Source organism: Mesorhizobium sp. M0058 (genome assembly GCF_040323095.1).
Classification (GTDB): domain Bacteria; phylum Pseudomonadota; class Alphaproteobacteria; order Rhizobiales; family Rhizobiaceae; genus Mesorhizobium.
This window is the reverse complement of the sequence record NZ_JAMYUQ010000020.1, coordinates 13,105-38,685: the sequence shown is the minus strand read 5'-3', so window position 1 is coordinate 38,685 and position 25,581 is coordinate 13,105. Positions and strand designations below refer to the sequence as shown.

Genomic DNA, 25,581 nt, shown 5'->3' with positions numbered 1-25,581 from the left:
GACACTAAGCATAAAAGTTCACGCATTAGGGGCATGAACAGGCTGCCCCTCAAGACCCGGGTCCAAATCCTCACCATGCTTTGCGAGGGTTCTTCGATGCGCTCGATCTCGCGCGTTGCCGACGTGTCGATCAACACAGTCTCGAAGCTGCTTGTCGATGCCGGCAAGTTCTGCGCCGACCTGCCTGGTAGGCGCGGTCCCTACAAAAAGTCAGCCGCCTAAATTTCAAACTGAGACACCACTCGGCATTTGCCGAGATTGACAATTCCCGGCCCAGGGTCATCCTCCGCCTCCATCTCTGAGGGGAAGAGTCGGACGCATGTGGGATTTCGAAATCGGCAGGGCGGTGTCCATCATGATCAGGACATGGCCGTTCATCGTCCTTCGCATGATCGTCTATTTCGGCATCACGCTCGCCTACATCGTGGCGACCGGCAGCGGCGCCTCCGTCGGCTATGGCGTTGGCCATATCTCCACCGATCCCGATGGGCCGCTTTCCTTTGCGCTCTGGGGCGGCATCGTCGGCATCGGCGTCGTTTCGATTGCGCTTTACTGGATCCGCGAATACATCCTCTATGTCGTCAAGGCCGGCCATATCGCCGTCATGGTCCATCTGATCGACGGCCGCGAGGTTCCCAATGGCCAGAACCAGATCGCCTACGCCAAGGATGTGGTGAAGGAGCGTTTTGCCGAGGCCAACATCCTTTTCGTGCTCGACCAGCTGGTCAAGGGCGCCATCCGCGCCATCACCGGCCTGATCGGCGGCATCGCCACTTTCCTGCCCATTCCGGGTCTCGGCGGCCTGGTCGCTTTCATCAATACGGTGATCCGCCTGTCGCTGACCTATGTCGACGAGATCATCCTCGGCTACAACATCCGCATCAATTCATCATCGCCCTTCGAGACAGCCCGGCAAGGCGTCGTGCTCTACGCCCAGAACGGCAAGACCATGGTCAAAAATGCCATCTGGCTGGCGGTCATCATGTGGGGCGTGTCCTTCGTCATCTTCCTGCTGATGCTGGCGCCGGCCGCCGCCATCATGTGGTTCATACCGGGGCAGCTCGGCGGCTGGGCCTTCGTGCTCGCCATCCTCCTTGCCTGGGCCTTCAAGGCGGCCTTCATCGAACCCTTCGCCATCGCCTGCCTTATGCAGGTTTATTTCAAGACCATCGAAGGCCAGGTGCCGAACGCCGAATGGGACCAGCGGCTGGCCGAGGCGTCGTCCAAGTTCAGGGAACTCAGGGATAAGGCGCTGGCCTCCTTCGGCGGCTCGCGTTGGGGCGCCGCGGGCGCGGCACGCTGATTAGCAGTGGTCGCTCGCGATCCAAACGACCAAGCCCGGCCCTCTGTCTCAAAAATTTTGAAGCGGTCTCATTCTCGGGTGCGGCAGCCTTATTGGGTGCCTTTTGAGCGTTGCCCGTCTTCTTGCCAGCAGTAATTGAGTGTGATCTACTTTACTTCTACTTTAGGTGGGAGGGTAATTTGCCAAAATTTCTAGTGACATACGATCTGAAGAATGCAACGCCGAGTCCATATGTGCCGTTTCGCGATGCGGCAATTAAACTTGGGTGGTCCGTGTGGCAGCTGATCTCGGATGGTAATTGGTATAGGCTACCCAACACGACCCTTATCGGAGAGTTTACAGATATGGCGACTGCCGATAAGTCATTCGATGCCATTAAGCCGGCAGCTGAGAAGGTACTTGGACACGCCATTACTCTTGAAAAGCAAATTCTTGTACTGTACACAAAGTCTCTGATACTGTCCGACCAGAAGCAGCCAGCCAAGAGTACCTAAGCAGCCTATGCGCTCCCCGCTGGCGGGCCTTGCTCTTTGCTCGGTCCGCCGCAAGGCGCGCAGCCTCCTCCTACTGGCAAAACAGGCGTGTCCTTCGTCATCTTCCTGCTGATGCTGGCGCCGGCCGCAGCCATCATGTGGTTCATTCCGGGCCAACTCGGCGGCTGGGCCTTCGTGCTCGCCATCCTCCTTGCCTGGGCCTTCAAGGCGGCCTTCATCGAACCCTTCGCCATAGCCTGCCTGATGCAGGTCTATTTCAAGACCATCGAACGCCAGGTGCCGAACGCCGAATGGGACCAGCGGCTGGCCAAGGGGTCGTCCAAGTTCAGGGAACTCAGGGACAAGGCGGTGGCTTCCTTCGGCGGCTCGCGCTGGACGCAGTCGGCGCCCGGGGTGTAATCCCTGTTGAACGTCGGGGCGGTGCGGCGTCAAACCATGGTCAAAGCGGCCGGGCGCGCCTATATCGGGTCATGGTCACCAGGCTCTACACCCATCCGATCTTCCTCGAACATCTGACGCCCCCCGGTCATCCGGAGCGGCCGGACCGCTTGCGCGCTATCGAGCGCGTGCTCGACGACGAGGCCTTCACCGCACTCGATCGGGTCACGGCGCCGCAAGGCGACGAGGCCACCATTCTCTACGCCCACCCCGAGGATTTCGTCGCCCGCGTCCGCGCCGCGATCCCTGAGAGCGGCATCGCCTCGATCGACGCCGACACCAGCGCCAGCCCGAAAAGCTGGCAGGCGGTGGTCACCGCCATCGGTGCGGCCAACGCCGCCGTCGACGACGTGTTCGAGGGCCGCGTCGCCAATGCCTTCGTCGCCGCACGTCCGCCAGGCCATCATGCCGAAAAGACCACGGCGATGGGCTTTTGCCTGTTCAACACCGCGGCGATTGCCGCGCGTTATGCGCAAAAGAAACACGGCGCCGAGCGCGTCGCCATCGTCGACTGGGACGTGCATCACGGCAACGGCACGCAGGACATCTTCTGGGACGATCCCTCGGTGCTCTATTGTTCGACGCACCAGATGCCGCTCTATCCCGGCACCGGCGCCAAGAGCGAAACCGGCGCCGGCAACATCGTCAACGCGCCGCTGGCGCCGCAGACCGGCTCGGACATGTTTCGCGATGCCTTGCTGTCGCGCGTCCTGCCGGCGCTCGACAATTTCGCGCCCGATCTGATCATCATTTCCGCAGGCTTCGACGCTCACCATCGCGACCCGCTGGCCGAGATCAACCTCAGCGAGGACGATTTCGACTGGGCGACAGGCCAGTTGCTGGAACGCGCCGGGCGCCACAGCGGCAACCGGCTCGTCAGCCTGCTTGAGGGCGGCTACGATCTGCAGGGACTGGCATTTTCGGTCGCCGCCCATGTCGGGCGGCTGATGAAGGGGTAAAGTATGGCTGGCGAAGCAAACGAAGACGTCAAGGCGATGAGCTTCGAGCAGGCACTCGACGCGCTGGAAAAGATTGTCGATGATCTGGAACGCGGCGACGTGCCGCTCGACCAGTCGATCAAGATCTATGAGCGCGGCGAGGCGCTGAAGGCCCATTGCGACCGGCTGCTGAAGGCCGCCGAAGACAAGGTCGAGAAGATCAGGCTGTCGCGTGATGGCAAACCGGTGGGAACGGAGCCGCTCGACGCGGAGTAGTGGAATGGGGCGGGCATAAAGCAGATAGGAGTTCAAGCATGTGCAGAAACATCAAGACCCTGTTCAATTTCGATCCGCCGGCAACCCATGACGAGATCCGCGACGCCGCGCTTCAATTCGTGCGCAAACTGAGCGGAACGACGCGCCCCTCGCAGCGCAACCAGGCGGCCTTCGACCGTGCCGTCGAGGCGATCGCCGAATCGGCGCACGAATTGCTGCATTCGCTGGAAACCACGCATCATCCGCGCAATCGCGAAGAGGTGGCGGCCAAGGCAAAAGCCAAATCGGCGCTCCGCTTCGCCTGAGGACATCCAGATGAGTTTCTTCCCCGGCAAGGACCCTGAGCCTGGCGATGCCTTCGCCAGCGACCAGATCGAGCTCATGGTCATTCCAAACGCCAAGGATATTGGCGGCTTCCAGGTTCGCCGCGCTCTGCCGACGGCAAAGCGGCGGCTGGTTGGTCCCTTCATCTTCTTCGACCGCATGGGGCCGGCCATCTTGCGCGCCGGGCAGGCGATGGATGTGCGCCCGCACCCGCATATCGGGCTTTCCACCGTCACCTATCTGTTCGACGGCAATATCAGGCACCGCGATTCGCTCGGCACCGAGATGGTCATCCAGCCGGGCGACGTGAATTTGATGACCGCCGGCCGCGGTATCGTCCATTCCGAGCGCACGCCCGAAGAACTGCGCGGCGCGCCGATGTCGGTCTCCGGCCTGCAGACATGGCTGGCTTTGCCCGACGGCAAGGAGGAAGTGGCGCCGGTGTTCGAGAACACGGCCGCGCTCCTTCTGCCCGAGATCGACGCCGAAGGTGTTTCCGGCCGCGTGGTGATCGGCGATTTCCAGGGACTGCGCTCGCCGGTAAGAGCCGACACCGAGACGCTCTACGCCGATCTGAGGCTGGCGCCCGGCGCCAGCGTCAAAATTCCCGCCGACGCCGAGGAACGCGCCATCTACACGCTGGATGGCGATGTCTCGATCTCGGGCGACCGCTTTCCGGCCGAACGGCTTTTGGTGTTCCGGCCTGGCGACGAGATCGTCGTGTCGTCGGAGCGTGGCGCCCATTTCATGCTCTTCGGCGGCGCTTCGCTCGGCTCCCCGCGCCACATCTGGTGGAACTTCGTCTCGTCGTCGAAGGAACGCATCGAACAGGCCAAGCAGGAATGGAAGACGGGCCGCTTCGATATCGTTCCCGGAGATGAGGAAGAGTTCATTCCGTTACCGGACAATTAACGTCAGCATCACCCGCGTCACTGACACGCATTTACATTCCGGCGACGCAGGCATATTTCGCCATGATCGACGCGCATTATAGCTGAGCAGGCCCTTTAACAGTGAACGCAACGCTGCATACGCCGCTTCTCGACAAGGTCCGCATTCCAGCCGACCTGAAGAAGCTTGACGAAAGCGAGCTGCCGCAGCTGGCCTCGGAGCTGCGCGCCGAGCTGATCGATGCCGTCTCGCATACGGGCGGGCATCTCGGCGCCGGCCTCGGTGTCGTCGAACTGACGGTGGCGCTGCACTATGTCTTCAACACGCCGGAAGACCGCGTGATCTGGGATGTCGGCCACCAGGCCTATCCACACAAGATCCTGACCGGCCGCCGCGACCGCATCCGAACGCTCAGGCAAGAAGGCGGCCTGTCTGGCTTCACCCGTCGCGCCGAGAGCGAATACGACCCGTTCGGCGCCGCGCACTCTTCGACCTCCATTTCCGCCGGCCTCGGCATGGCCATGGCGCGCGACCTCTCGGGCGGCCACAACAATGTCATTGCCGTCATCGGCGACGGCGCCATGTCCGCCGGCATGGCCTATGAAGCCATGAACAATGCCGGCGCGCTCGATGCTCGCCTGATCGTCATTCTCAACGACAACGACATGTCGATCGCGCCGCCGACCGGCGCCATGAGCGCCTATCTGGCGCGGCTTGCCTCTGGCAAGACCTATCTTGGCCTGCGCGACTTCGGCAAGAAACTGACCTCCTATCTCGGCAAGCGTGCCGATCGCGCCATCAAGCGGGCGGTCGAGCATGCGCGCGGCTACGTCACCGGCGGCACGCTGTTCGAGGAGCTTGGCTTCTACCATATCGGCCCGATCGACGGCCACAATCTCGAGCATCTGATCCCGGTGCTGAAGAACGTCCGCGACCATGCCGACGGTCCGGTGCTGATCCATGTCGTGACCCAGAAGGGCAAGGGCTACGCGCCGGCCGAGGCTGCGGCCGACAAATATCACGGCGTCAACAAGTTCGACGTCATCACCGGCGCGCAGACCAAGGCCCCGGCCAATGCGCCGGCCTACACCAAGGTGTTCGCCGAGAGCCTGGTCCAGGAGGCCCGCCTGGACGACCGCATCGTCGCCGTCACCGCCGCCATGCCGAACGGCACCGGCCTCGATTTGTTCGGCGAAGCGTTTCCGACCCGGACCTTCGATGTCGGCATTGCCGAGCAACATGCCGTGACCTTCGCCGCCGGCCTCGCCAGCGAGGGCTACAAGCCCTTCGCCGCCATCTATTCGACCTTCCTGCAGCGCGCCTACGATCAGGTCGTCCATGATGTGGCGATCCAGAAACTGCCCGTGCGTTTCCCGATCGACCGCGCCGGTTTCGTCGGCGCCGACGGCGCCACCCATTGCGGCGCCTTCGACACCACCTTCCTGGCGACGCTGCCGGGCTTCGTGGTGATGGCGGCCGCCGACGAGGCGGAGCTTCGCCACATGGTGCGCACCGCCGCCTATTATGACGAAGGCCCGATCGCCTTCCGCTATCCGCGCGGCAATGGCGTCGGCGTCGACATGCCGGAGCGCGGCTCGGTGCTCGAAATCGGCAAGGGCCGCATCGTCAGGGAAGGCACCAAGGTGGCGCTTCTGTCCTTCGGCACAAGACTGCAGGACTGTCTGCTGGCGGCCGAGGAACTCGGCGCGGCAGGGCTTTCGACGACGGTTGCGGACGCCCGTTTCGCCAAGCCGCTGGACGAGGATTTGATCCGCCGTCTCGCCCGCTCGCACGAAGTGCTGGTGACGGTGGAAGAGGGCGCTGTCGGCGGTTTCGCCAGCCACGTGCTGCAGTTCCTCGCCCATGAAGGCTTGCTGGAAAGCGGTCTGAAAGTTCGGCCGCTTGTGCTGCCGGACGAGTTCACCGACCACGCCAAGCCGGAAAAAATGTATACCGATGCCGGGCTCGACGCGGCCGGCATCGTGCGCACCGTGTTCGTCGCGCTCGGCCATTCCGCGCGCGCGCAACGCGCCTGAATCAAAACCTCACGGCTCTGAAGCGGTTGTCGGCAGCAACCCTATGTTAACGCTTCCTTTTGGCGTTTTGCTTACCGTGTCTTTTGGCCGTTTTTCAACGCCCCCCTGCTAGAACGAGAGCCAGGCAGGGAGTTAAAAACAATGCGAACGCTTCTGTGCGGCGCGGCCCTTTTGGCCGTCATCGCCGCGCCGGCCATGGCCGAGACGCGCTATGACCGCAAGCTCGAACAGGCGGTGGCAGGCATCGTTGCCGGCAAGATGGGCGATATCAGGGGCGCTTTTTCCTACAAGCAGGTGCCGCAGCTTGTCGTCATGCCGGACGCACCAGTCGTTGCTGTCGAGCGCCCTCGCAAGCAGGCTTCAGATGACGGAAGCGACGGCCTGATGCCGGCCGTTGAACGGCAGGTCTCACGGACGATCTTCTAAAACCACATATCGCGCACGCAGCGCCCATCGCGCGGCAGGTCGTCATAAGTGTCCAGCCCGTCGAAATGGTCGATCGGCAGGTCGGCGACCGCCTCCGGCGGTGCCAGCCTGACATTGACGGCGATCCGCGTGCGGCCGCTGTCGCTGCGGCGCAAACCGCGCCAGGCAAGCACACCAGGCACATGTCGGGCAAAACAGTATTTCCAGCGACGGCGTCTCCTTGCCAGCGCGGGTGTAGGACTGCACAGGCCCCACAAGCCGGATACGCTCGTCGACAAAGTCATAGGCCCAGAGTGTGCCATAGCGGCGGCAAAGCGTGCAATTGCAGGCCGTGATCGGGCCGGGATCGCCTTCCAGCGTCCAGTGGGCGGCGCCGCAATGGCAGGTTCCCGTCAGCATTCGTCTTCCTCCGCATTGCCTGAGCCTCTACATCTTGCCGGACTGGCTGCGCTATTCAACCGGGCGGACTGGCTTGCGGCCCGGGTCTCGACGTCCTCCCATGCCAATGTCCTTGCCTTCGCGGCCGGCTTTCGCCATGAAGGCCGATGAACTCCCCTCTGCCAGCCAGCACACGCCAGCGGCTCGACGAATTGCTCGTCCAGCGCGGCCTGTTTGCGAGCCGCTCGCGCGCCCGCGACGCGGTCGAGCGCGGCACCGTGATGGTCGACGGCGTGGTCGCCCGCAAGCCCGGCCAGACGGTTCTGCCGCACTGTCTCATCGTCATCGACGACCCGGCGCAGGGTTATGTCTCACGCGCGGCGCTGAAGCTGATCGCCGGGCTCGACCATTTCAGTCTCGATCCCGCGGGCAGTGAAGCTCTCGATATCGGCGCCTCGACAGGCGGCTTCACCCAGGTGCTGCTCGAACGCGGCGCGGCCCATGTCACGGCCATCGATGTCGGCCACGGCCAGATGCATCCCGACATTGCGGGCGACCCGCGCGTGACGGTTATCGAGGGCCTCAACGCTCGCGAGCTCGCGGCTGCCGATCTCGGCGGCCGCATCCCGGATTTCATCGTCTCCGACGTCAGCTTCATCTCGTTGAAACTGGCGTCGCCACCGGCGTTGGCATTGGCACGGGACGGCGCTCGTGCGGTGTTTCTGGTCAAGCCGCAATTCGAGGCCGGCCGCGAGGCAATCGGCAAGGGCGGTCTGTTGAAAGACCCTTATGACGCCGCCCGTGTGGCCGGCTTGCTGCAGGAATGGCTCGAAGGCGTCCCTGGCTGGCGTACATTGGGTCTGCACATGTCGCCGATCGAAGGCGGCGACGGCAACCGCGAATTCCTGCTTGCCGGGATCAAGGATGCCGGGATCAAGGATGCCGGGATCAAGGACCGATGAGCACGGGCTTCACCATCAAGAGACTGGGTTCGCAGGGCGACGGCGTCGCCGAGACGGAAACCGGCGAGCTGTTCATTCCCTTCACCCTGCCCGGCGAGACCGTCACCGCCGCGCGCGAGAGGGATCGCGCCATGCTGATGGCGGTATTGGAGACGTCGCCGCTGCGTATCGATCCGGCCTGCCGGCATTTCACCGAATGTGGCGGCTGCGCCGTCCAGCATCTGCAAGCCGACGCTTACCAGCAATGGAAACGCGACAAGGTCGTGCATGCCTTGAAAGGCATTGCCGGCGACATCGGCGCCCTGGTGCCGTGTGCGCCACACACACGCCGCCGCGTCGTGCTTGCCGCCAGGCGCGCCGACACAGGCATGCTGCTTGGCTTCCATCGCCATCTGTCGCCGGAAATCATCCCCATCGAGGAATGTCCGATCTCGCTGCCGGAGATCGTTGCCGCGCTCGATCGCTTGAGGTCGGTCGCCGACCTGGTTTGCGCCACCACCAAATCGTTCCGGATGGCGGTCACTGTGACGGGCTCGGGGCTTGACGTCGCTGTCTATGAGTCGGGCAAGCTGGGCGAGAACCAGCGCCGGGTCGCCTCCAACTTCATCATGGCCAATGGCTTTGCCCGGCTTTCGATCGACGACGAGATTGTCATCGAGCCGAAAAAGCCGGTGGTCATGTTCGGCACCGTCGCTGTCGCCATACCGCCTGGCGCCTTCCTGCAGGCAACGCAAGCCGCCGAACAGACGATGGCCGATCTCGTTGGCGGACATCTGAAGCGTGCCAGGAAAGTCGCGGATCTTTTCGCCGGCTGCGGCAGCTTTGCGCTTCGGCTGGCGGCCAAATCCGAAGTCCACGCGGTCGAAGGCGACGCGGCAGCCCTTTCGGCGCTCGACCGCGGATCCCGCTTCGCCACCGGCCTGAAGCGGGTAACCGGCGAACGCCGCGACCTGTTCCGGCGGCCGCTGACGTTCAAGGAGCTGAATGCTTTCGATGGCGTCGTCTTCGACCCGCCGCGCGCCGGCGCCGAGGACCAGTCGAAGCAGATCGCCCGCTCGGATGTGCCGTTCGTCGCCGCCGTCTCCTGCAATCCGGTGACGCTGGCACGAGACCTGCGCATCCTGATTGACGGCGGCTACATCTTGAAGAGCGTCACGCCCATCGACCAGTTCCTGTGGTCGCCGCATGTCGAGGCCGTGGCGCTGCTGGAGAAGCCGAAACGGCGACGTTAATCCGCCGATTTTCACAAGGCCGTGCTTGAGTTTGCCGCCCCCCGCAAGACGTAGCCGGCTGGCAAACTAGCCTTCGCGAACGCTTTCGTACCCGGCCGCTTGTGCGGCCTTGATGAACTTACGGTCGAAGGACACAAATGCTGAGCAGTGCGAGGACTTGCCCAGATGGAGCGCATCGGCGAAATCCATTCCCGTCTCGGCTAGATCGACCGCGGAAGAGACCATCGCAGCATCCTCTATCTCGACAGTGGGAAGCCCGCCGAACACCCGCAGTGCATTGACGATCGAGGCCTGATCATAACCATAGCCGCTGCGCAGCACCCACTCAGCCTCCAGGATCACCGTGACGGCGACGAAAACGGGCTGATCGTCGATCAGCCGCCGGGCTCGCGGGGACTGCTCGGGATCGTCGTTCGTCAGATACCTGACGACAACGTTGGTATCAATCGCGAGCATGGCGCCGCCGTGCTTCAGCAAGGACGGCCGCGTCCATCTCCTCCAAGGTCTTCGGTCTGCCACTGTGCGGCAGGACACCAAAGACATCTTCTGGTCGTGTCGGGGCAAAGGCAGGCGCCGGTCTCAAAAGTACACCGTCTGGTGTGTCTTCGACCTGCAGGCGCGTGCCCGCGCCCCAGTCCCTCCGTTTGCGGATAGCGCTGGGCAGGATGACTTGTCCCTTGGTCGAGACGGTCGTTATAAGCTTTTCTATTGCACCCATTGCGGTATTACCCTTGTGTAAGACAAAGGTAAGATATCCCTGTGAGGGGAACTATTCAAGCCCGCCGACGTCTCCTCGCTCAAACCCTGGTGCCGCCGACCGTCATCTGGTTCATCCTGAGATGCGGCTGGCCGACGCCGACCGGCACGCCTTGTCCGGCCTTGCCGCACATGCCGATGCCGGTGTCGAGTTTCATGTCGTTGCCGATCATCGACACACGGTGCATGGCGTCCGGTCCGTTGCCGATCAGCATGGCGCCCTTGATCGGCTGCGTCACCTTGCCGTTTTCGATCATGTAGGCCTCGGTGCAGCCGAACACGAACTTGCCTGAGGTGATGTCGACCTGGCCGCCGCCGAAGGATACGGCATAGATGCCGTTCTTGACCGAGGCGATGATCTCGTCCGGCTCCATGTCGCCCGCCGTCATATAGGTGTTGGTCATGCGCGGCATCGGCTGGTGCGCATAGCCTTCGCGCCGGCCGTTTCCCGTGGCTTTCATGCCCATCAGCCGGGCGTTCTGGCGGTCCTGCATGTAGCCGACAAGCTTGCCGTCCTCGATCAGCACATTGCGGGCCGAAGGCGTGCCTTCATCGTCGACGGTCAGCGAACCCCGCCGCTCCGGCATGGTGCCGTCATCGACCACGGTAACGCCCTTGGCGGCGACCTGCTGGCCGAGCAGGCCGGCAAAGGCGGAGGTCTTCTTGCGGTTGAAGTCGCCCTCCAGCCCATGGCCGACGGCTTCGTGCAGCATCACGCCTGGCCAGCCGCTGGACAAAACGATGTCGAACGTTCCGGCCGGCGCGGGAATGGCTTCGAGATTGACCAGCGCCTGCCTGAGCGCCTCCCTGGCCGCATGCTTCCAGGCGTCCTCGACCAGGAACTCGCCGAACGCCTTGCGCCCGCCCATGCCATAGGAGCCGCTTTCCTGGCGGTCGCCGTCGCCGACGACGACGGAAACGTTGATGCGGACCAGCGGGCGGATGTCGCGCACGATCTGGCCGTCGGCGCGCACGATCTCGACATGCTGCCAGGACGCCGCGAGCGAGGCCGTCACCTGGCGCACGCGCGGGTCCTCGGCGCGCAGCCATGCGTCGATTTCCTGCAACAGCTTGGCCTTGACCTCGAAGGAGGGCGAGGGGATCGGGTTCTCCTCGCCATAGAGATAGCGGTTGGTGCGCGCGGGTGCCGCGGCAAGCGTGCCGGAATAGCCGCCCCTGACTGTCGAGACGGCGTCGGCGGCGCGCAGCAGCGACGCCTCCGAAAGATCGCTGGAATGAGCGTAGCCGCTGGCCTCGCCGGCCACGGCGCGCAGGCCAAAACCCTGGTCGGTGTTGAAATTGGCGGTCTTCAGCCTGCCATTGTCGAACATCAGCGCTTCGCTCTCGCTGTATTCGAGGAAGAGTTCGCCGTCATCGGCGCCGTTCAGTGTGTCGGCGACGATCCGCTTGATGCGATCATCTGAAATGTCGAATTGGCCGGTCAGGCTGTTCATGGCAGGTCCGCTCACAGGAGGAATGGTGTTGCCACGATGTAGGCGCGAAGACGCGCCTGCACAATCCGCAATGACGATCCGCAGCAGGTGGAGCGGGTAACCCCGCCCCTGAACATGACATCCATCTTGAAGTTCGACCCGTCACCCGAAAAGGCCTTCACCCAGCGATATTTCTTGTTCCATTCATTGGCCTGGTCGGCCGTGAAGGGGTTGGTATAGCCCGAGGAGAACTGGATCGACTTGCACTTCTCATGGTTTTCGCAGCCATAGAAGTAGATGACATATTTCATGCCCTGAAGCCGACCCGAGACCATCGGATCGCCCCGTCGTCCTTGTCCATCTTGGCCGAGCCATAGCCTTTCGCAAGCTCGAAAATGACGGCCGGATCGGGCGCCGTGATGATTTCGGTATCCTCGGCAAAGGCGACGGAAACGGCGCCGGTCAGGATCAGACCGGTCGAAAAAAGCAAAGAAAAAGCACGCATGATGACCCCCACAGCCAACAATCAAACCCGTGGGAATTGTGCGTCAGGAAACGGTTTCGCAAGCATCAAGCTCAGGGCAGGGCGGCAAAACCGTCGGCGAAGCCCTTGAGGTCGACGGGGATGCCGATGCCTTCTTCCGGCGTCTGGAAGACGATGAAGGTGGCCGACGTCCCGGTCTTCAGCGTATCGAGCAGCGGCTTTTCGAGAATGACCTCGGCATAGCAGCCGTCCTGGAAGCAGCGCACGAAATAGGCGCGGCCAATATCCTTGCCGTCGACATTGAGGCCCAGGCCATTGGGCAGCAGAACGCCGAGCGGGGCCAGCACGCGCAGGATCTCGGCCTTGTTGTCGGCGGTGCGCAACACGACGACGGACAGTCCCATTTCCGGGCGATCCTCGGCAACGACGTTCTGCATCATCACGCATTGTTCCGAGGTGGCGCCGGCCGGCGTGTCGCAGATGATCGACCACGCGCCATGCGTCGACTTGACCGTGCCGCTGGGCTGCGCTGCATTGGCGACGCCGGTTGCGGACGAGCCGACACCGATCAGGGCGGCGAGAAAAACGACCTTCGCCCCGCTTCTCGAAAGCCAAGCGCTTTTCGAATGCCAGGCGCTCTTCGAATGCCAGGCGTTTCTCGAAAGCCAAGAGGTCATGACGGCTCCATTGCGAATCACGGCACTTTAAGCCGCGCCAAGGCCAAGTAAAGGATAGGGCGACCGCCGGTCAGCCCCGGCAGGCGCAATAATGCGCTTTTCCCTAGCAAATTCGCCCGAATTGCGACCGTCGGGCGCATTCCGGACACAAGCCCGCATAGCCTGTCTGTCGACGACCCGCGCGGGCCACGAGGCCGTCGAAACAGCGCGGCAGCACTTGCGCGCAAAAATGCCGCACGGTTTCGCCCGCTCCTTTCTTGCGGAGGGAAATAGAGTATGGTTTGAACCACCCTTGGGACTGTCCGGGATTCCCATCCCGGCATTGTTCGATATTCTTGCGTCGCGATCGCGAGGAACCGGGAGATGAAGAGGGCGATGAGAAAATTCCCAGCAAGCGCCAAATTGATGGCAACGGCAGGCGCCGCCGCCGCATTTTTCGCCGGTGCCTCCGCCCATGCGGCCCAGCCGCAGCCGTGGGAGATGACATTTCAGCCGCCGGCGACAGACATGATGCGGCAGATCGAGTGGTTCGGGAACTACACGATGTGGTTCGTCGTCCCGATCACCGCTTTGGTTCTGGCGCTTCTCGCCTGGTGCATCTTCAGGTTCCGCGCCAGCAAAAACCCGGTTCCGTCCAAGACCAGCCACAACACGCTGATCGAGATCATCTGGACAGTCGGGCCGGTCGTCGTCCTGCTGTTCATCGCCATTCCCTCGTTCCAGCTGCTGACGGCGCAGTACACGCCGCCGGAAGAGGCCAAGCTGACCGTCAAGGTAACGGGCAATCAGTGGAACTGGGACTATGAGTACCAGACCGAGAACACGCTCTCCTTCAACTCGGCCATCCTGCAGGACGCCGACCGCGCCGCGATCGGCAAGGAAGACCGCAAGGTCTATCCGCGCCTGCTGGCGGTCGACAACGAGCTGGTCGTGCCGGTCAACACCATGACGCGCGTCCTGGTTACCGCAGCCGACGTGATCCATTCCTTTGCCGTTCCGGCCTTCGGCATCAAGATGGACGCGGTTCCCGGCCGCACCAACGAGACGTGGTTCAAGGCGGAAAAGGAAGGCATCTATTACGGCCAGTGCTCGCAGCTCTGCGGCAAGGACCATGCCTTCATGCCGATCGCCGTCCGCGTCGTATCCGATGCGCAGTACAAGACCTGGCTGGCAGCAGCCAAGACCGACCTCCCCGGCGCCAACAAGGCGCTGATGGCCGAGGTCGACGGTACCAACAAGGTAGCGGCCGCCGGCAATTGATGCCGCGGGTTAGCAAGAATTAGGGAACGGAGCCGACCATGGCAGAAGCTGCAGCTCACGACGACCACGACCACAAGCCCTATCATGGCTGGGTCCGGTGGGTGTACTCCACCAACCACAAGGACATCGGCACGCTCTACCTGATCTTCGCGATCTTCGCGGGCATCGTCGGCGGCGCGCTTTCGGTCGTCATCCGCATGGAGCTGCAGGAGCCGGGCATCCAGATCTTCACCGGTCTGGCGCAGATGGTCTATGGCATGAACGGCGATGCCGCCATCGACGGCGGCAAGAGCATGTACAACGCCTTCGGCACCGCGCACGCGCTGATCATGATCTTCTTCATGGTCATGCCGGCGCTGATCGGCGGCTTCGCCAACTGGATGGTGCCGATCATGATCGGCGCGCCTGACATGGCCTTCCCGCGCATGAACAACATCTCGTTCTGGCTGCTGCCGCCGGCCTTCCTGCTGCTCATCGCTTCGGCTTTCATGCCGAGCGCGCCCGGCGCCTATGGCGTTGGCGGCGGCTGGACGCTCTATCCGCCGCTGTCGACCTCCGGCCAGCCCGGGCCGGCCATGGATCTGGCGATCCTGTCGATCCACATTGCCGGCGCGTCCTCGATCCTCGGCGCCATCAACTTCATCACCACCATTTTCAACATGCGCGCGCCGGGCATGACGCTGCACAAAATGCCGCTATTTGCCTGGTCGGTTCTGATCACCGCCTTCCTGCTGCTCTTGTCGCTTCCGGTTCTGGCCGGTGGCATCACCATGCTGCTTACCGACCGCAATTTCGGCACCACCTTCTTCGCCCCGGATGGCGGCGGCGATCCGATCCTGTTCCAGCATCTGTTCTGGTTCTTTGGTCACCCCGAAGTGTACATCCTGATCCTGCCGGGCTTCGGCATCATCAGCCACATCGTCTCGACCTTCTCGAAGAAGCCGGTGTTCGGCTATCTCGGCATGGCCTACGCCATGGTCGCGATCGGCGCCGTCGGCTTCATCGTCTGGGCGCACCACATGTACACGACCGGCCTGTCGCTCGACACGCAGCGCTACTTCGTCTTCGCCACCATGGTCATCGCCGTGCCGACAGGCGTGAAGATCTTCTCCTGGATCGCGACGATGTGGGGCGGCTCGATCTCGTTCAAGACGCCGATGCTGTGGGCGCTGGGCTTCATCTTCCTGTTCACGGTCGGCGGCGTCACCGGCGTCCAGCTCGCCAACGCCGGCCTCGACCGCTCGCTGCATGACACCTATTTCGTCATTGCCCACTTCCACTATGTGCTGTCGCTGGGTGCGGTCTTCGCCATCTTCGCCGGCTGGTACTACTGGTTCCCCAAGATGACCGGCTACATGTACTCGCCGGTGATCGCCAACACCCACTTTTGGGTCACCTTCGTCGGCGTCAATTTGATCTTCTTCCCGCAGCATTTCCTCGGCCTGGCCGGCATGCCGCGCCGCACCATCGACTATCCCGACGCGTTCGCCGGCTGGAACATGGTGTCGTCCTACGGCTCCTATATATCGGCCGTCGGCGTGGTGATCTTCCTCTATGGCGTGTTCGAGGCCTTCCAGAAGAAGCGCGTCGCCGGCGCCAACCCGTGGGGCGAGGGTGCAACGACGCTCGAATGGCAGCTGCCTTCGCCGCCGCCTTTCCACCAGTGGGAACAGCTGCCGAAGATCAAGTAAGGCAGCCCGAATACGAAACCGCCGGCCCGCCGGCGGTTTTCGGCCAACGGAATGATTGGACTTATGTACGCATGGCCCTTGTCGACGACCCAATGATTGACGAAGCGGGCTTTCGCATGTCGGAAGCCACGTCGGGCGATTTCTTCGCCCTGCTGAAGCCGCGCGTCATGTCGCTGGTGGTGTTCACGGCCTTTGTCGGCATGGTCGCTGCGCCCGTGACCATCAACCCGCTGCTGGCGGTGATCGCCATCCTGGCCATTGCCATCGGCGCCGGCGCCTCGGGTGCGCTCAACATGTGGTACGACGCCGACATCGACGCGGTGATGAGCCGGACCGCCGGCCGCCCGGTACCGTCCGGCCGTATCCTGCCCGGCGAAGCCCTGAGCTTCGGCCTTGTGCTTTCGGTGCTGTCGGTGATGACGCTGGGCGTGCTGGTCAACTGGCTGTCGGCGGCGCTGCTTGCCTTCACCATCTTCTTCTACGCCGTCGTCTACACGATGTGGCTGAAGCGCTCGACGCCGCAGAATATCGTCATCGGCGGCGCCGCCGGCGCCATCCCGCCGGTCATCGGCTGGGCCGCGGTGACCGGAACGGTGAGCCTGGAAAGCCTCGTCCTGTTCCTGATCATCTTCCTGTGGACGCCGCCGCACTTCTGGGCGCTGGCGCTGTTCAAGTCCGACGACTACGCCAAGGCCGGCATCCCGATGATGCCGAACGTTGCCGGCCAGGCCTCGACCCGCCGGCAGATCTTTGCCTACGCCCTGATCCTGGCGCCGATCGGCGTGCTGCCCTGGGTGCTCGGTTTCGCCACCGCCTTCTATGGCGTCGCGTCAGTCGCTCTCGGCGCCGGCTTCGTCTGGTATGCCTGGAAAGTGCTGTGCATGACCGATAGCGACCGCGTCATGAAGCCGGCCAAGGCTCTGTTCGCCTATTCGCTGCTCTACCTCTTCGCCATCTTCGCCATCTATCTTGCCGACTGTGTCGTCGGTCGCGCTTTGGCCATCGGTGGAGCATGACCATGATCGACAAGAAGCTTGAACTGGTCACGCTGACCGAAAGCCAGAAGAAGGCGCGGCGCAACCGTTCGGCGGCGATCGGCGTCGCGCTGGCGATTCTGGTCGTCATCTTCTACGTCGCGACCATCGTGAAATTCGGCCATACCGGATGAGGCCGATGATGACCCGCCAGACCGTGACCGATCCCAGGAAGAAGAACACCAACCGCGTCGTCGCCGCCGTCTGCGTCGCCTTCTTCGGCGGCATGATCGGCATGGCCTACGCCGCGGTGCCGCTCTACAAGATGTTCTGCCAGGCCACCGGCTATGGCGGCACGACGCAGCGCGCCGAAAAGCAATATGCCGGCCGCATCCTCGACCGCGACATCACCGTGCGCTTCGACGCCAACACCAACGGCATTCCCTGGCAGTTCCAGCCGGTCGCCCGTTCGGTCACCATCAAGATCGGCGAGACCACGCAGGCGCATTACAGCGCCACCAATAAGTTCGACCGCGCCGTTACCGGCCGCGCCACCTTCAACGTGCAGCCGGAACTGGCGGGCCCCTACTTCAACAAGGTCGAGTGTTTCTGCTTCACCGACACGACGCTGAAGCCCGGCGAGACGCTGGACATGCCGGTCGTGTTCTATGTGGATCCCGATATCGTCAACGTGCCGGAACTGAAGGACTTGAAGACGATCACCCTGTCCTACACCATGTTCCCGGTCCAAAAGAACAAGCCGGTGGCGTCATCGACGCCGAACAGCAGCAGCAAAGTTTCAGATACCGAAGCAAATCTCGGGGGTTGATATGGCAGACGCGCACGCAAAACCACAACACGACTACCATCTCGTCAACCCGAGCCCGTGGCCCTTCCTGGGGTCGATCGGCGCGCTGGTGACTGCAGTCGGCGGCGTCGCCCTGATGCAGTATCTCAAGAACGGCGATTTTCCGATTTTCGGCCACAACATCGCCAATCCGTGGCTGTTCTTCATCGGCCTGGTCATCGTCCTCTACACGATGTTTGCCTGGTGGTCGGACACCATCAAGGAAGCGCATGAGGGCCACCACACGCGCGTCGTGTCGCTGCATCTGCGCTACGGCATGATCATGTTCATCGCTTCGGAAGTGATGTTCTTCGTTGCCTGGTTCTGGGCCTATTTCGATGCCAGCCTGTTTCCGAGCGAAGTGCAGAATTACGCCCGCACCGCTTTCACTGGCGGCGTCTGGCCGCCGAAGGGTCTCGAAGTCCTCGATCCCTTCCATCTGCCGCTCTACAACACCATCATCCTGCTTCTGTCGGGCACCACGGTGACATGGGCGCACCATTCGCTCATCCATGGCGACCGCAAGGGCCTGATCAACGGCCTGGTGCTGACCGTCGGCCTCGGCATGCTGTTCACCATGGTGCAGGCCTACGAGTACATGCACGCTCCGTTCGGCTTCAAGGATTCCATCTACGGCGCCACCTTCTTCATGGCGACCGGCTTCCATGGCTTCCACGTCATCATCGGCACCATCTTCCTGCTGGTCTGCCTGATCCGCGCCTGGAAAGGCGACTTCACGCCCAAGCAGCATTTCGGCTTCGAGGCGGCTGCCTGGTACTGGCACTTCGTCGACGTGGTCTGGCTGTTCCTGTTCGCATCGATCTACGTCTGGGGATCGGTCGGCGCGGTGATCGAAGGCCACTGACGGCTTTCACCGAACCGACAAATCAGAAGGGCGGTCGCGGCAACGCGGTCGCCTTTCTTCTTTTCGGCGCCCCATCAATGGCCAACGGATTCGGCTGGTCGGGCTGGCTGCTTCAATTGGTCGACTGGACCGATGGCTGCATTGGGGTTACCGACTGCGACATGGACGAAATCTGGACTATGGTGCCGGATGGAACGCTGATCGAAATCGAGCCGTAAAGCATGACTATCCATGAGTGAAGACAGGGCGATCTGGCCACCCATCGAGCCGATCTCGGCCGGCCTGCACGGACGCTGCCCGCGCTGCGGCGAAGGACGGCTGTTTTCCGGCTTCCTCACCGTCGGCAAGCGCTGCAACAATTGCGGCCTCGACTATTCCTACGCCGATGCCGGCGACGGCCCGGCGGTGTTCGTCATCCTGATCATCGGCTTCATCGTCGTGGGGCTGGCGCTGTGGGTGGAGGTCACGCTGAGCCCGCCGCTCTGGCTGCATTTCATCATCTGGATACCGCTGGCCGTGGGACTGTGCCTGACGGCGCTGAGGTTGATCAAGGGGGTGCTGCTGACGCTTCAATACGCCAACAAGGCGGCCGAAGGCCGCCTGGACCAAGGGCAATGAGCGAGGCGCTGACCAAGCCCGCCGGCCGCTCGCGGCCGAAGACGGCATTGCTGCTCGGCCTCGGCCTGGTGGTGTTCGTCATCCTGCTCGGGCTTGGCACATGGCAGGTGCAGCGCCTGTACTGGAAGGAAGCCCTTCTGCAGACCATCGACCAGCGCACCCATTCAGCGCCGCAGCCGCTGGCGGACGTCGAGAAGGAATTCGCCGCCACCGGTGATGTCGACTACACGCCGGTCACCGTCAGCGGGACGTTCCTGCACTCCGGCGAGCGGCATTTCTACGCCACATGGGACGGCGACGCCGGCTTCAACGTCTATACCCCGCTGGCCCTCGACGATGGCCGCTATGTCCTGATCAACCGCGGCTTCGTTCCCTATGATGTCAAGGATGCCGCCAAGCGCCCGCAAGGGCAGGTGACCGGCAAGGTCACGGTCACCGGCCTGGCGCGCAACCCGCTGCCGGCCAAGCCGTCGATGATGCTGCCCGACAATGACGTGGCCAAGAACATCTTCTATTGGAAGGATCGTGATGTCATGGCGGCGAGTGCCGGCCTGCCGGCCGGTGCCGTGCTGGTGCCGATCTTCATCGACGCCGACAAGACGCCGAACCCGGGCGGGCTGCCGGTCGGCGGCGTCACCATCATCGACCTGCCGAATTCTCATCTGCAATATGCCTTCACCTGGTATGGCCTGGCGGCGGCTCTTGCCGCGGTTCTGATCGTCAGGCTGCGCGGTCCGGCAAAGACTGAATGATCCAGAGCATCACCCCGAAAAGTGGGAACCGGTTTCGGACAAGATCATGCTCCAACAAAGAGTTAGATCAGGTTGACCATTCAACCTGATCTCAACTGCCCTTGACAGGGCAGGGGTGCACACCTCATTTCGCGTCACGATACGATCAACCGATCTGGAATCATGCTGCAGACCGCCACAAAACCACCGCTGACGATCCGGCTCTGCCAGCCGCGCGGCTTTTGCGCCGGTGTCGACCGCGCCATCCAGATCGTCGTGCTGGCGTTGAAGAAATACGGCGCGCCGGTCTATGTCCGCCACGAGATCGTGCACAACCGCTATGTCGTCGAGGGCCTGCAAAGCCTTGGCGCGGTTTTCATCGAGGAACTCTCGGAAATCCCGGCCGAGCACCGCAAGTCGCCGGTTGTCTTCTCGGCCCACGGCGTGCCGAAATCGGTGCCGGCCGACGCCAAGGCACGCGAGCTCTTCTATCTCGACGCCACCTGCCCGCTGGTGTCCAAGGTGCACAAGCAGGCGATGCGCCATCAGCGGCTCGGCCGCCATGTGCTTCTGATCGGCCATGCCGGCCATCCCGAAGTGATCGGCACCATGGGCCAACTGGCTGAAGGCGCCGTCACGCTGATCGAGACCGAAGCCGACGCTGGGACCTTTGCCCCCGCCGACCCGGAAGCGCTCGGCTTCGTAAGCCAGACAACGTTGTCGGTCGAAGACACTGCCGGCATATTGCGGGTGCTGCAGGAGCGCTTCCCGCAACTGCATGCACCGGCCGCCGAATCGATCTGCTACGCCACCACCAACCGCCAGGAAGCGGTCAAGGAAACCGCCGCCGGCGCCGATCTCTATCTGATCGTCGGTGCGCCCAATTCCTCCAATTCGCGCCGTCTTGTCGAAGTGGCGGAGCGCGCCGGCGCCACCATGTCGCTTCTCGTACAGCGCGCCGCCGAAATTCCGTGGAATGACATCACAAATATCTCGACGCTCGGCCTGTCTGCCGGCGCGTCGGCGCCGGAGATCATCGTCGACGAGATCATCGACGCCTTCCGCCAGCGCTTCGAGGTGACCATCGACCTGGCGATCACGGCCACCGAAACGGAGGATTTTCCAGTCATGCGGGTTCTGCGCGATGTCGAACTGACACGGGCCGACATGGCCTTCGTCAACGGAGCCGCGTGAACAGCCCATGGCGGTCTACACCGACGTCAATGAGGGCGAACTCGGCGCGTTCCTGAGGGCATATCCGGTCGGCGAACTCTTGTCCTACAAGGGTATCGCCGAAGGCACGGAGAATTCGAATTTCCTGCTGCACACCTCAAGCGGCTCTTACATACTGACGCTCTACGAGAAGCGCGTCGACAAGGCCGACCTGCCGTTCTTCCTCGGCCTGATGGGCCATCTCGCCCGCAAAGGCATTTCCTGCCCGTTGCCGGTGACCGCGCATGACGGCACCGTCATCGGCACGCTGGCCGGCCGTCCCGCGGTCATCATCACCTTCCTCGAAGGCCTGTCGCTCCGGCGGCCGACAGCGGCGCATTGCGCGGAGGTCGGCAAGGCGCTCGCCGCCCTGCATCTCGCCGGCCAGGATTTTGCGATGACGCGTGACAACGCACTGGCCATCGAGGGCTGGCGCAAATTGTGGAACGCCTCGCGCGACCGAGCCGACGAGGTCGAGCCGGGACTGGCGGCCGAGGTCGACGCCGATTTCGCGGATTTCGAACGCCATTGGCCGCAGGGCCTTCCTGCCGGCATCATCCATGCCGATCTGTTTCCCGACAATGTCTTCTTCCTCGGCGAGAAACTGTCCGGCCTCATCGACTTCTATTTCGCCTGCCACGACCTCTACGCCTATGATGTCGCCACCTGTCTCAACGCCTGGTGTTTCGAGAAGGATTTCTCCTTCAACCTGACCAAAGGCACGGCGCTGCTGGCCGGCTATCAGAGCGTGCGGCCTTTGAGCGATGGCGAGAAAGCAGCGCTGCCGATGCTTTCGCGCGGTTCGGCGCTGCGCTTCATGCTGACCCGGCTCTATGACTGGCTGACGGTTCCAGAGGGCGGGCTGGTCATGAAGCGCGATCCGACCGAATATATCCGCCGCATGCGCTTCCACCGCGCGATCAGGTCGCCTTCGGAATACGGACTGACATGACCAAGCAGGTTGAAATCTTCACCGACGGCGCCTGCTCGGGCAATCCCGGTCCCGGCGGCTGGGGCGCCATCCTGCGCTTCAACGGCAAGACCAGGGAATTGTCGGGCGGCGAGGCCGAGACGACCAATAACCGCATGGAGCTGCTGGCCGCCATCTCGGCGCTGAATGCGCTGAAGGAGCCGTGCGCCGTCGAGCTTCACACCGACAGCAAATATGTCATGGACGGTATCTCCAAATGGATCCACGGCTGGAAGAAAAACGGCTGGAGGACCGCTGACAAGAAGCCGGTCAAGAACGGTGAACTGTGGCAGGCGCTGGATGAGGCCAATCGGCGCCACAAGGTGACCTGGAACTGGGTCAAGGGCCATGCCGGCCACACCGAGAACGAACGCGCCGACGAACTCGCAAGGGAAGGCATGGCGCCGTTCAAGAGGGGCTCAGCCAAACCTGCGGCGCCGAAAGTGGCGCTGAAGCCGGGGGCATCCGAGAAGCAGCCGGCGCCACGGGCACGGCGCTCGACCCAAAGCTATTGAGCTCAAGCTATCGGCAGGGGATCTCACTCATGCCGATCGTATACTACATCACCCATCCCCAGGTTCAGATCGATGCCAACGTTCCCGTGCCGCACTGGGGGCTGTCCGAGATCGGACGAGCGCGAGCATCAGCTATGCTCGATCAGCCATGGGTCGGATCGATCCGCCGTGTCGTCTCGTCGGCCGAGCGCAAGGCGATCGAAACCGCCGAGATCCTTGGCAAACACCTCGGCCTCGCGGTCGAGGTGAAGGAGCGCATGCATGAGAACGATCGGTCGGCAACCGGCTTCCTGCCGCCGCCGGAGTTCGAGGCGGTCGCCGACCAGTTCTTCGCCGACCCGCACAAAAGCATCCGCGGCTGGGAACGGGCCATCGACGCCCAGCAACGCATTGTCAGCGAGGTCGAAACGGTGCTGGGTGCTGCCGACGGCGGCGACATTGCCTTCGTCGGCCATGGCGGCGTCGGAACGCTCTTGCTGCTCTCGCTCAGCGGCCGCGCAATCAGCCGCGCGGCGGATCAGCCGGCCGGCGGCGGCAATTACTTCGCCTATGATGTCGGCACGCGCCGCGTCGTCCACGGATGGCGGCCGATAGACAGTCTGGCGCCGCGCTAAAGCGGATGTCAGGAGATCATCGATACCGTAGCCGCGATGAAGCCGCTGGCGACCAGCGGATAGAACCTGTCCTCAGCGGATCAGCAGGGCCGTGCCGTAGAGGCCGAGCGCGAACACCGTGTGCGAGATCACGTTGAAGGCGCGGATCTGCATCGCGTTGGGGCGCTTTGACGCAGCCCAGCCGGCGCCCATGCCGGGCGCCAGCAGGAACCAGCCGGCGCCGATGGTGACCATGCCGAGGATGAAGGCCGGCAGGAAGGTCGGCGCGTCCAGCCATGCCGTGCCCGCCAGCGCCACCAGGATGAAGCCGTAGACGATGCCGGTGACATAATGGAAGGCCCAGCCCAGCGCCTGCTCATGCGCATAGGGTGCGGCATGGGCGATATCGTCGTGGAAAACCTTGCCTTCCCTAAGGTGCCAGACCCAGCGGCCGGGCGGCCCCCAGTTCGGCCGCGGCTGGCTGAGCGCCAGATGCAGGAACAGCGCCCAAAGATCCATCAGCACCGTGGCGCCGATGCCGATCGCAACGCTGCGCCAGATGATGTCAAACATCGTCGATGTCCCCCAAAGCAGGCAATCCGGCTGGAAGCGCGTCGTCGTCAGGCCATGGCGCTCATGAGCCGACGCGGCCGCCGCGGTTTAGAGCTGGCTCAGAATGTGAGCGGCACCCGATGTGTCGACTCCTGGCTTGGTCTCGACATTGAGCGCCGTGACCTTGCCGTTGTCGACGATCATCGAGAAGCGCTTCGAGCGCAATCCCATGCCGCCGCTGGAATAGTCGGAGTCGAGGCCGATCGACCTGGCGAAGTCGCCATTGCCGTCGGCGAGATAGAGGATCTTGCCTTGACCGCCGGTGAAATTGGCCCAGGCGCCCATGACATGGACATCGTTGACGGAGACGACGGCGATGGTGTCGACGCCGCGGGCCAGGATGGCATCGTGGTTCTCGAGATAGCCCGGCAGATGATTGTTGCTGCAGGTCGGCGTGAAGGCGCCTGGAACGCCGAACAGCACGACCTTCTTGCCCGCGAAAATCTCGGCCGAGGTGATCACCTTGGCGCCGTCGGCGGTCATTTCCTTGAAGGTCGCATCGGGCAGTTTGTCGCCAACGGCAATCGTCATGATGGTCCTCGTGTGAAAAGCAGGGAAGGTTTCTTGCGATAGCGAAATCGGGCATCTCCCGCAACCGCCGACAAGGCCTGGATCAAGGGAAAGCCCTGATCGGGTTCGGTATCAGGGGAACGGCAGAACGCCCTCGACCGCGCCTTCGGCACTTGTCAGGGTGTAATACAACCCGCCATCGGTCGGTGTCGTCGACGGCCGGTCGAGGATCGGAATGGTAAATACCAGCCGGCCGTCCTTTTCGCTGCGTGCAGGCGCCCCGAACATATAATCGCGTCCCCCGGCGACGAATAAATCCGCCGCCTCCGGATCTCCGGGAAAAGTCGCCTCGACCATCAGCGTCTCATGGTCGCCCGGCAGCACCTTGATCCCGAAATCGGGCTTGGCAGGCGCGGGCAAGGTGGCGAGTGCAGCCTTCACCAGCGCCGCATCCTCGGCATTGTCGGGATCGGCGGCGGGATCGACGCTCAGCCGCGTCTGCACCGGAATACAGATCGTCTCGCAGATGCCGAGAAAGATGTCGGCATCGATGACGGCCGCATCCCCAGGCGACGACAAAGTGAATGTCACCGGCAGCGAGACCGGATGGTTGTAGCCGGCCCATTTGCCGTAGCCGTCGTCATGGCGCTGCGGCGGCGGGAAGGAAAACGCCGCATCGGTGATGTTGGTGCTGGCCGAAACGTCGATCTGCGGCGGCACGCCGGCGTCGCCCGGATCGCGCCAATAAGTTTTCCAGCCGGGCTTGAGCGCGATGTCGAGCACGCCCTGTATGCGACCGGCCTCGTCGGCCTTGCCTGTTGTCACCAGCCGCACCTTGCCGCCTTCGCTGTTGTACCATTCCGACGAGGAGGCGGCGGCGGGCAGGACTGCTCCGCATCCGATAGCAATACCGAGCAGCAGGATTTTCAAGCTTTGCATGGCGTTGATTTGATCGTCAGTTCATGGCCGCGCAATGTTTTCATGGCGCTCTGCGTATCATATTTGCGTGACCTTCGGGCAAGGAACAGTTGGCTTCAAGCAATCGGCCGAGTGAAGTTCGCAGTCAAGATTCCGTTGTTCCAACCGTTGGGCTTTGGCCGAATCGCACGCGGCGCATCTTTTCGGCGTCCCGGAA

31 protein-coding genes and 3 pseudogenes are annotated in these 25,581 nt (G+C 63.0%); 24 read left to right on the top strand and 10 right to left on the bottom strand.

Translation table 11 applies throughout. The features are described from left to right. Positions 1 to 33 precede the first annotated feature (33 nt). The 9 genes and pseudogenes from NKJ75_RS27980 to NKJ75_RS27940 all read left to right on the top strand — a co-directional run. Positions 34 to 177 (top strand): annotated as a pseudogene (locus NKJ75_RS27980) (IS1 family transposase); the annotation flags it as partial. Positions 178 to 319: 142 nt separating this feature from the next. After that, on the top strand, positions 320 to 1,303 hold the full coding sequence (locus NKJ75_RS27975) for a hypothetical protein (RefSeq protein WP_352500434.1): 984 nt from the start codon (positions 320 to 322) through the stop codon (positions 1,301 to 1,303). A gap of 578 nt (positions 1,304 to 1,881) precedes the next feature. Continuing rightward, positions 1,882 to 2,196, top strand: a pseudogene (locus tag NKJ75_RS27970) (hypothetical protein); the annotation flags it as partial. 71 nt (positions 2,197 to 2,267) lie between these two features. Then, complete coding sequence (locus NKJ75_RS27965) at positions 2,268 to 3,194, top strand: histone deacetylase family protein (protein ID WP_352500433.1); 927 nt, start codon at positions 2,268 to 2,270, stop codon at positions 3,192 to 3,194. A gap of 3 nt (positions 3,195 to 3,197) precedes the next feature. After that, positions 3,198 to 3,449: an exodeoxyribonuclease VII small subunit gene (locus NKJ75_RS27960; RefSeq protein WP_023668433.1), complete on the top strand. Its 252-nt coding sequence runs from the start codon at positions 3,198 to 3,200 to the stop codon at positions 3,447 to 3,449. 38 nt (positions 3,450 to 3,487) lie between these two features. Continuing rightward, positions 3,488 to 3,754, top strand: coding sequence for a DUF2277 domain-containing protein (locus tag NKJ75_RS27955; protein WP_181058335.1), 267 nt, complete (start codon positions 3,488 to 3,490; stop codon positions 3,752 to 3,754). 10 nt (positions 3,755 to 3,764) lie between these two features. Further along, on the top strand, positions 3,765 to 4,685 hold the full coding sequence (locus tag NKJ75_RS27950; RefSeq protein WP_023685413.1) for a pirin family protein: 921 nt from the start codon (positions 3,765 to 3,767) through the stop codon (positions 4,683 to 4,685). 101 nt (positions 4,686 to 4,786) lie between these two features. Beyond that, positions 4,787 to 6,700 carry a 1-deoxy-D-xylulose-5-phosphate synthase gene (gene dxs, locus NKJ75_RS27945; RefSeq protein ID WP_023816790.1) on the top strand — a complete coding sequence of 638 codons (1,914 nt, stop codon included), beginning with the start codon at positions 4,787 to 4,789 and terminating at the stop codon, positions 6,698 to 6,700. Between the two features lie 141 nt (positions 6,701 to 6,841). Next, on the top strand, positions 6,842 to 7,126 hold the full coding sequence (locus tag NKJ75_RS27940; protein WP_031206164.1) for a hypothetical protein: 285 nt from the start codon (positions 6,842 to 6,844) through the stop codon (positions 7,124 to 7,126). Here NKJ75_RS27940 and NKJ75_RS27935 read toward each other — a convergent pair. After that, positions 7,123 to 7,525: pseudogene (locus NKJ75_RS27935) on the bottom strand (GFA family protein). The gene NKJ75_RS27940 and the pseudogene NKJ75_RS27935 sit on opposite strands and share 4 nt — an antisense overlap. A gap of 146 nt (positions 7,526 to 7,671) precedes the next feature. Between NKJ75_RS27935 and NKJ75_RS27930 the strand changes: the two are divergent. Beyond that, positions 7,672 to 8,466 (top strand): TlyA family RNA methyltransferase, encoded by a 795-nt coding sequence (locus NKJ75_RS27930; RefSeq protein WP_023834472.1) that lies wholly within the window; start codon positions 7,672 to 7,674, stop codon positions 8,464 to 8,466. Next, the gene (locus tag NKJ75_RS27925; RefSeq protein WP_023668426.1) at positions 8,463 to 9,698 is read left to right on the top strand and encodes a class I SAM-dependent RNA methyltransferase; all 1,236 of its coding nucleotides are present in this window, start codon (positions 8,463 to 8,465) and stop codon (positions 9,696 to 9,698) included. The genes NKJ75_RS27930 and NKJ75_RS27925 overlap by 4 nt, the downstream gene beginning before the upstream one ends. Positions 9,699 to 9,764: 66 nt before the next feature. On the opposite strand, the gene NKJ75_RS27920 is transcribed toward NKJ75_RS27925, so the two are convergent. The 6 genes from NKJ75_RS27920 to NKJ75_RS27895 all read right to left on the bottom strand — a co-directional run bounded on the left by NKJ75_RS27920 (position 9,765) and on the right by NKJ75_RS27895 (position 13,048). After that, positions 9,765 to 10,154: a type II toxin-antitoxin system VapC family toxin gene (locus NKJ75_RS27920; RefSeq protein WP_352500453.1), complete on the bottom strand. Its 390-nt coding sequence runs from the start codon at positions 10,152 to 10,154 to the stop codon at positions 9,765 to 9,767. Beyond that, the gene (locus NKJ75_RS27915) at positions 10,141 to 10,416 is read right to left on the bottom strand and encodes an AbrB/MazE/SpoVT family DNA-binding domain-containing protein (protein ID WP_081725433.1); all 276 of its coding nucleotides are present in this window, start codon (positions 10,414 to 10,416) and stop codon (positions 10,141 to 10,143) included. The genes NKJ75_RS27920 and NKJ75_RS27915 overlap by 14 nt, the downstream gene beginning before the upstream one ends. Positions 10,417 to 10,495: 79 nt before the next feature. Beyond that, positions 10,496 to 11,908 (bottom strand): metalloprotease TldD, encoded by a 1,413-nt coding sequence (gene tldD, locus NKJ75_RS27910; RefSeq protein WP_352500432.1) that lies wholly within the window; start codon positions 11,906 to 11,908, stop codon positions 10,496 to 10,498. An 11-nt stretch (positions 11,909 to 11,919) separates the two neighbouring features. Beyond that, on the bottom strand, positions 11,920 to 12,198 hold the full coding sequence (locus NKJ75_RS27905) for a YbjN domain-containing protein (protein ID WP_198037284.1): 279 nt from the start codon (positions 12,196 to 12,198) through the stop codon (positions 11,920 to 11,922). Further along, the gene (locus tag NKJ75_RS27900) at positions 12,195 to 12,392 is read right to left on the bottom strand and encodes a hypothetical protein (RefSeq protein WP_352500431.1); all 198 of its coding nucleotides are present in this window, start codon (positions 12,390 to 12,392) and stop codon (positions 12,195 to 12,197) included. The genes NKJ75_RS27905 and NKJ75_RS27900 overlap by 4 nt, the downstream gene beginning before the upstream one ends. Positions 12,393 to 12,463: 71 nt before the next feature. Then, positions 12,464 to 13,048, bottom strand: coding sequence for an invasion associated locus B family protein (locus NKJ75_RS27895; RefSeq protein ID WP_023749721.1), 585 nt, complete (start codon positions 13,046 to 13,048; stop codon positions 12,464 to 12,466). Between the two features lie 363 nt (positions 13,049 to 13,411). Between NKJ75_RS27895 and coxB the strand changes: the two genes are divergently transcribed. The 13 genes from coxB to NKJ75_RS27830 all read left to right on the top strand — a co-directional run bounded on the left by coxB (position 13,412) and on the right by NKJ75_RS27830 (position 23,345). After that, positions 13,412 to 14,308: a cytochrome c oxidase subunit II gene (gene coxB, locus NKJ75_RS27890; RefSeq protein WP_050485823.1), complete on the top strand. Its 897-nt coding sequence runs from the start codon at positions 13,412 to 13,414 to the stop codon at positions 14,306 to 14,308. Between the two features lie 38 nt (positions 14,309 to 14,346). Further along, a complete protein-coding gene (gene ctaD, locus NKJ75_RS27885; RefSeq protein WP_023668420.1) occupies positions 14,347 to 15,999 on the top strand; it encodes a cytochrome c oxidase subunit I in 1,653 nt (550 codons plus the stop codon). 71 nt (positions 16,000 to 16,070) lie between these two features. Beyond that, on the top strand, positions 16,071 to 17,015 hold the full coding sequence (locus NKJ75_RS27880; protein ID WP_023827469.1) for a heme o synthase: 945 nt from the start codon (positions 16,071 to 16,073) through the stop codon (positions 17,013 to 17,015). Then, positions 17,012 to 17,167, top strand: coding sequence for a cytochrome c oxidase system small membrane protein (locus NKJ75_RS27875; protein WP_023668418.1), 156 nt, complete (start codon positions 17,012 to 17,014; stop codon positions 17,165 to 17,167). The genes NKJ75_RS27880 and NKJ75_RS27875 overlap by 4 nt, the downstream gene beginning before the upstream one ends. Before the next feature lie 8 nt (positions 17,168 to 17,175). Beyond that, on the top strand, positions 17,176 to 17,802 hold the full coding sequence (locus NKJ75_RS27870) for a cytochrome c oxidase assembly protein (RefSeq protein ID WP_023727487.1): 627 nt from the start codon (positions 17,176 to 17,178) through the stop codon (positions 17,800 to 17,802). 1 nt (position 17,803) lies between these two features. Continuing rightward, positions 17,804 to 18,685, top strand: a complete 882-nt coding sequence (locus NKJ75_RS27865; protein WP_023668416.1) for a cytochrome c oxidase subunit 3 — start codon at positions 17,804 to 17,806, stop codon at positions 18,683 to 18,685. 77 nt (positions 18,686 to 18,762) lie between these two features. Continuing rightward, positions 18,763 to 18,903: a L,D-transpeptidase family protein gene (locus NKJ75_RS27860; RefSeq protein WP_023668415.1), complete on the top strand. Its 141-nt coding sequence runs from the start codon at positions 18,763 to 18,765 to the stop codon at positions 18,901 to 18,903. 13 nt (positions 18,904 to 18,916) lie between these two features. Beyond that, the gene (locus NKJ75_RS27855) at positions 18,917 to 19,303 is read left to right on the top strand and encodes a DUF983 domain-containing protein (RefSeq protein ID WP_023685423.1); all 387 of its coding nucleotides are present in this window, start codon (positions 18,917 to 18,919) and stop codon (positions 19,301 to 19,303) included. Next, a complete protein-coding gene (locus NKJ75_RS27850; protein ID WP_023685424.1) occupies positions 19,300 to 20,055 on the top strand; it encodes an SURF1 family protein in 756 nt (251 codons plus the stop codon). Before NKJ75_RS27855 ends, NKJ75_RS27850 begins: the two co-directional genes overlap by 4 nt. 162 nt (positions 20,056 to 20,217) lie before the next feature. Beyond that, entirely contained in the window at positions 20,218 to 21,228 is a 1,011-nt protein-coding gene (gene ispH / locus NKJ75_RS27845; RefSeq protein WP_023685425.1) for a 4-hydroxy-3-methylbut-2-enyl diphosphate reductase, read from the top strand. A gap of 7 nt (positions 21,229 to 21,235) precedes the next feature. Then, positions 21,236 to 22,198, top strand: a complete 963-nt coding sequence (locus NKJ75_RS27840) for a homoserine kinase (RefSeq protein ID WP_023668411.1) — start codon at positions 21,236 to 21,238, stop codon at positions 22,196 to 22,198. After that, complete coding sequence (rnhA, locus tag NKJ75_RS27835; protein ID WP_352500430.1) at positions 22,195 to 22,731, top strand: ribonuclease HI; 537 nt, start codon at positions 22,195 to 22,197, stop codon at positions 22,729 to 22,731. The genes NKJ75_RS27840 and rnhA overlap by 4 nt, the downstream gene beginning before the upstream one ends. 29 nt (positions 22,732 to 22,760) lie before the next feature. Further along, complete coding sequence (locus NKJ75_RS27830) at positions 22,761 to 23,345, top strand: histidine phosphatase family protein (protein ID WP_352500429.1); 585 nt, start codon at positions 22,761 to 22,763, stop codon at positions 23,343 to 23,345. Between the two features lie 72 nt (positions 23,346 to 23,417). Here NKJ75_RS27830 and NKJ75_RS27825 read toward each other — a convergent pair whose 3' ends face one another. The 3 genes from NKJ75_RS27825 to NKJ75_RS27815 all read right to left on the bottom strand — a co-directional run bounded on the left by NKJ75_RS27825 (position 23,418) and on the right by NKJ75_RS27815 (position 25,385). Then, positions 23,418 to 23,897, bottom strand: coding sequence for a DUF2938 domain-containing protein (locus NKJ75_RS27825; protein ID WP_023732091.1), 480 nt, complete (start codon positions 23,895 to 23,897; stop codon positions 23,418 to 23,420). A gap of 87 nt (positions 23,898 to 23,984) precedes the next feature. After that, positions 23,985 to 24,467, bottom strand: coding sequence for a peroxiredoxin (locus NKJ75_RS27820; RefSeq protein ID WP_023698522.1), 483 nt, complete (start codon positions 24,465 to 24,467; stop codon positions 23,985 to 23,987). 111 nt (positions 24,468 to 24,578) lie between these two features. Beyond that, complete coding sequence (locus NKJ75_RS27815) at positions 24,579 to 25,385, bottom strand: protein-disulfide reductase DsbD domain-containing protein (RefSeq protein ID WP_023706670.1); 807 nt, start codon at positions 25,383 to 25,385, stop codon at positions 24,579 to 24,581. Between the last annotated feature and the right edge of the window lie 196 nt (positions 25,386 to 25,581).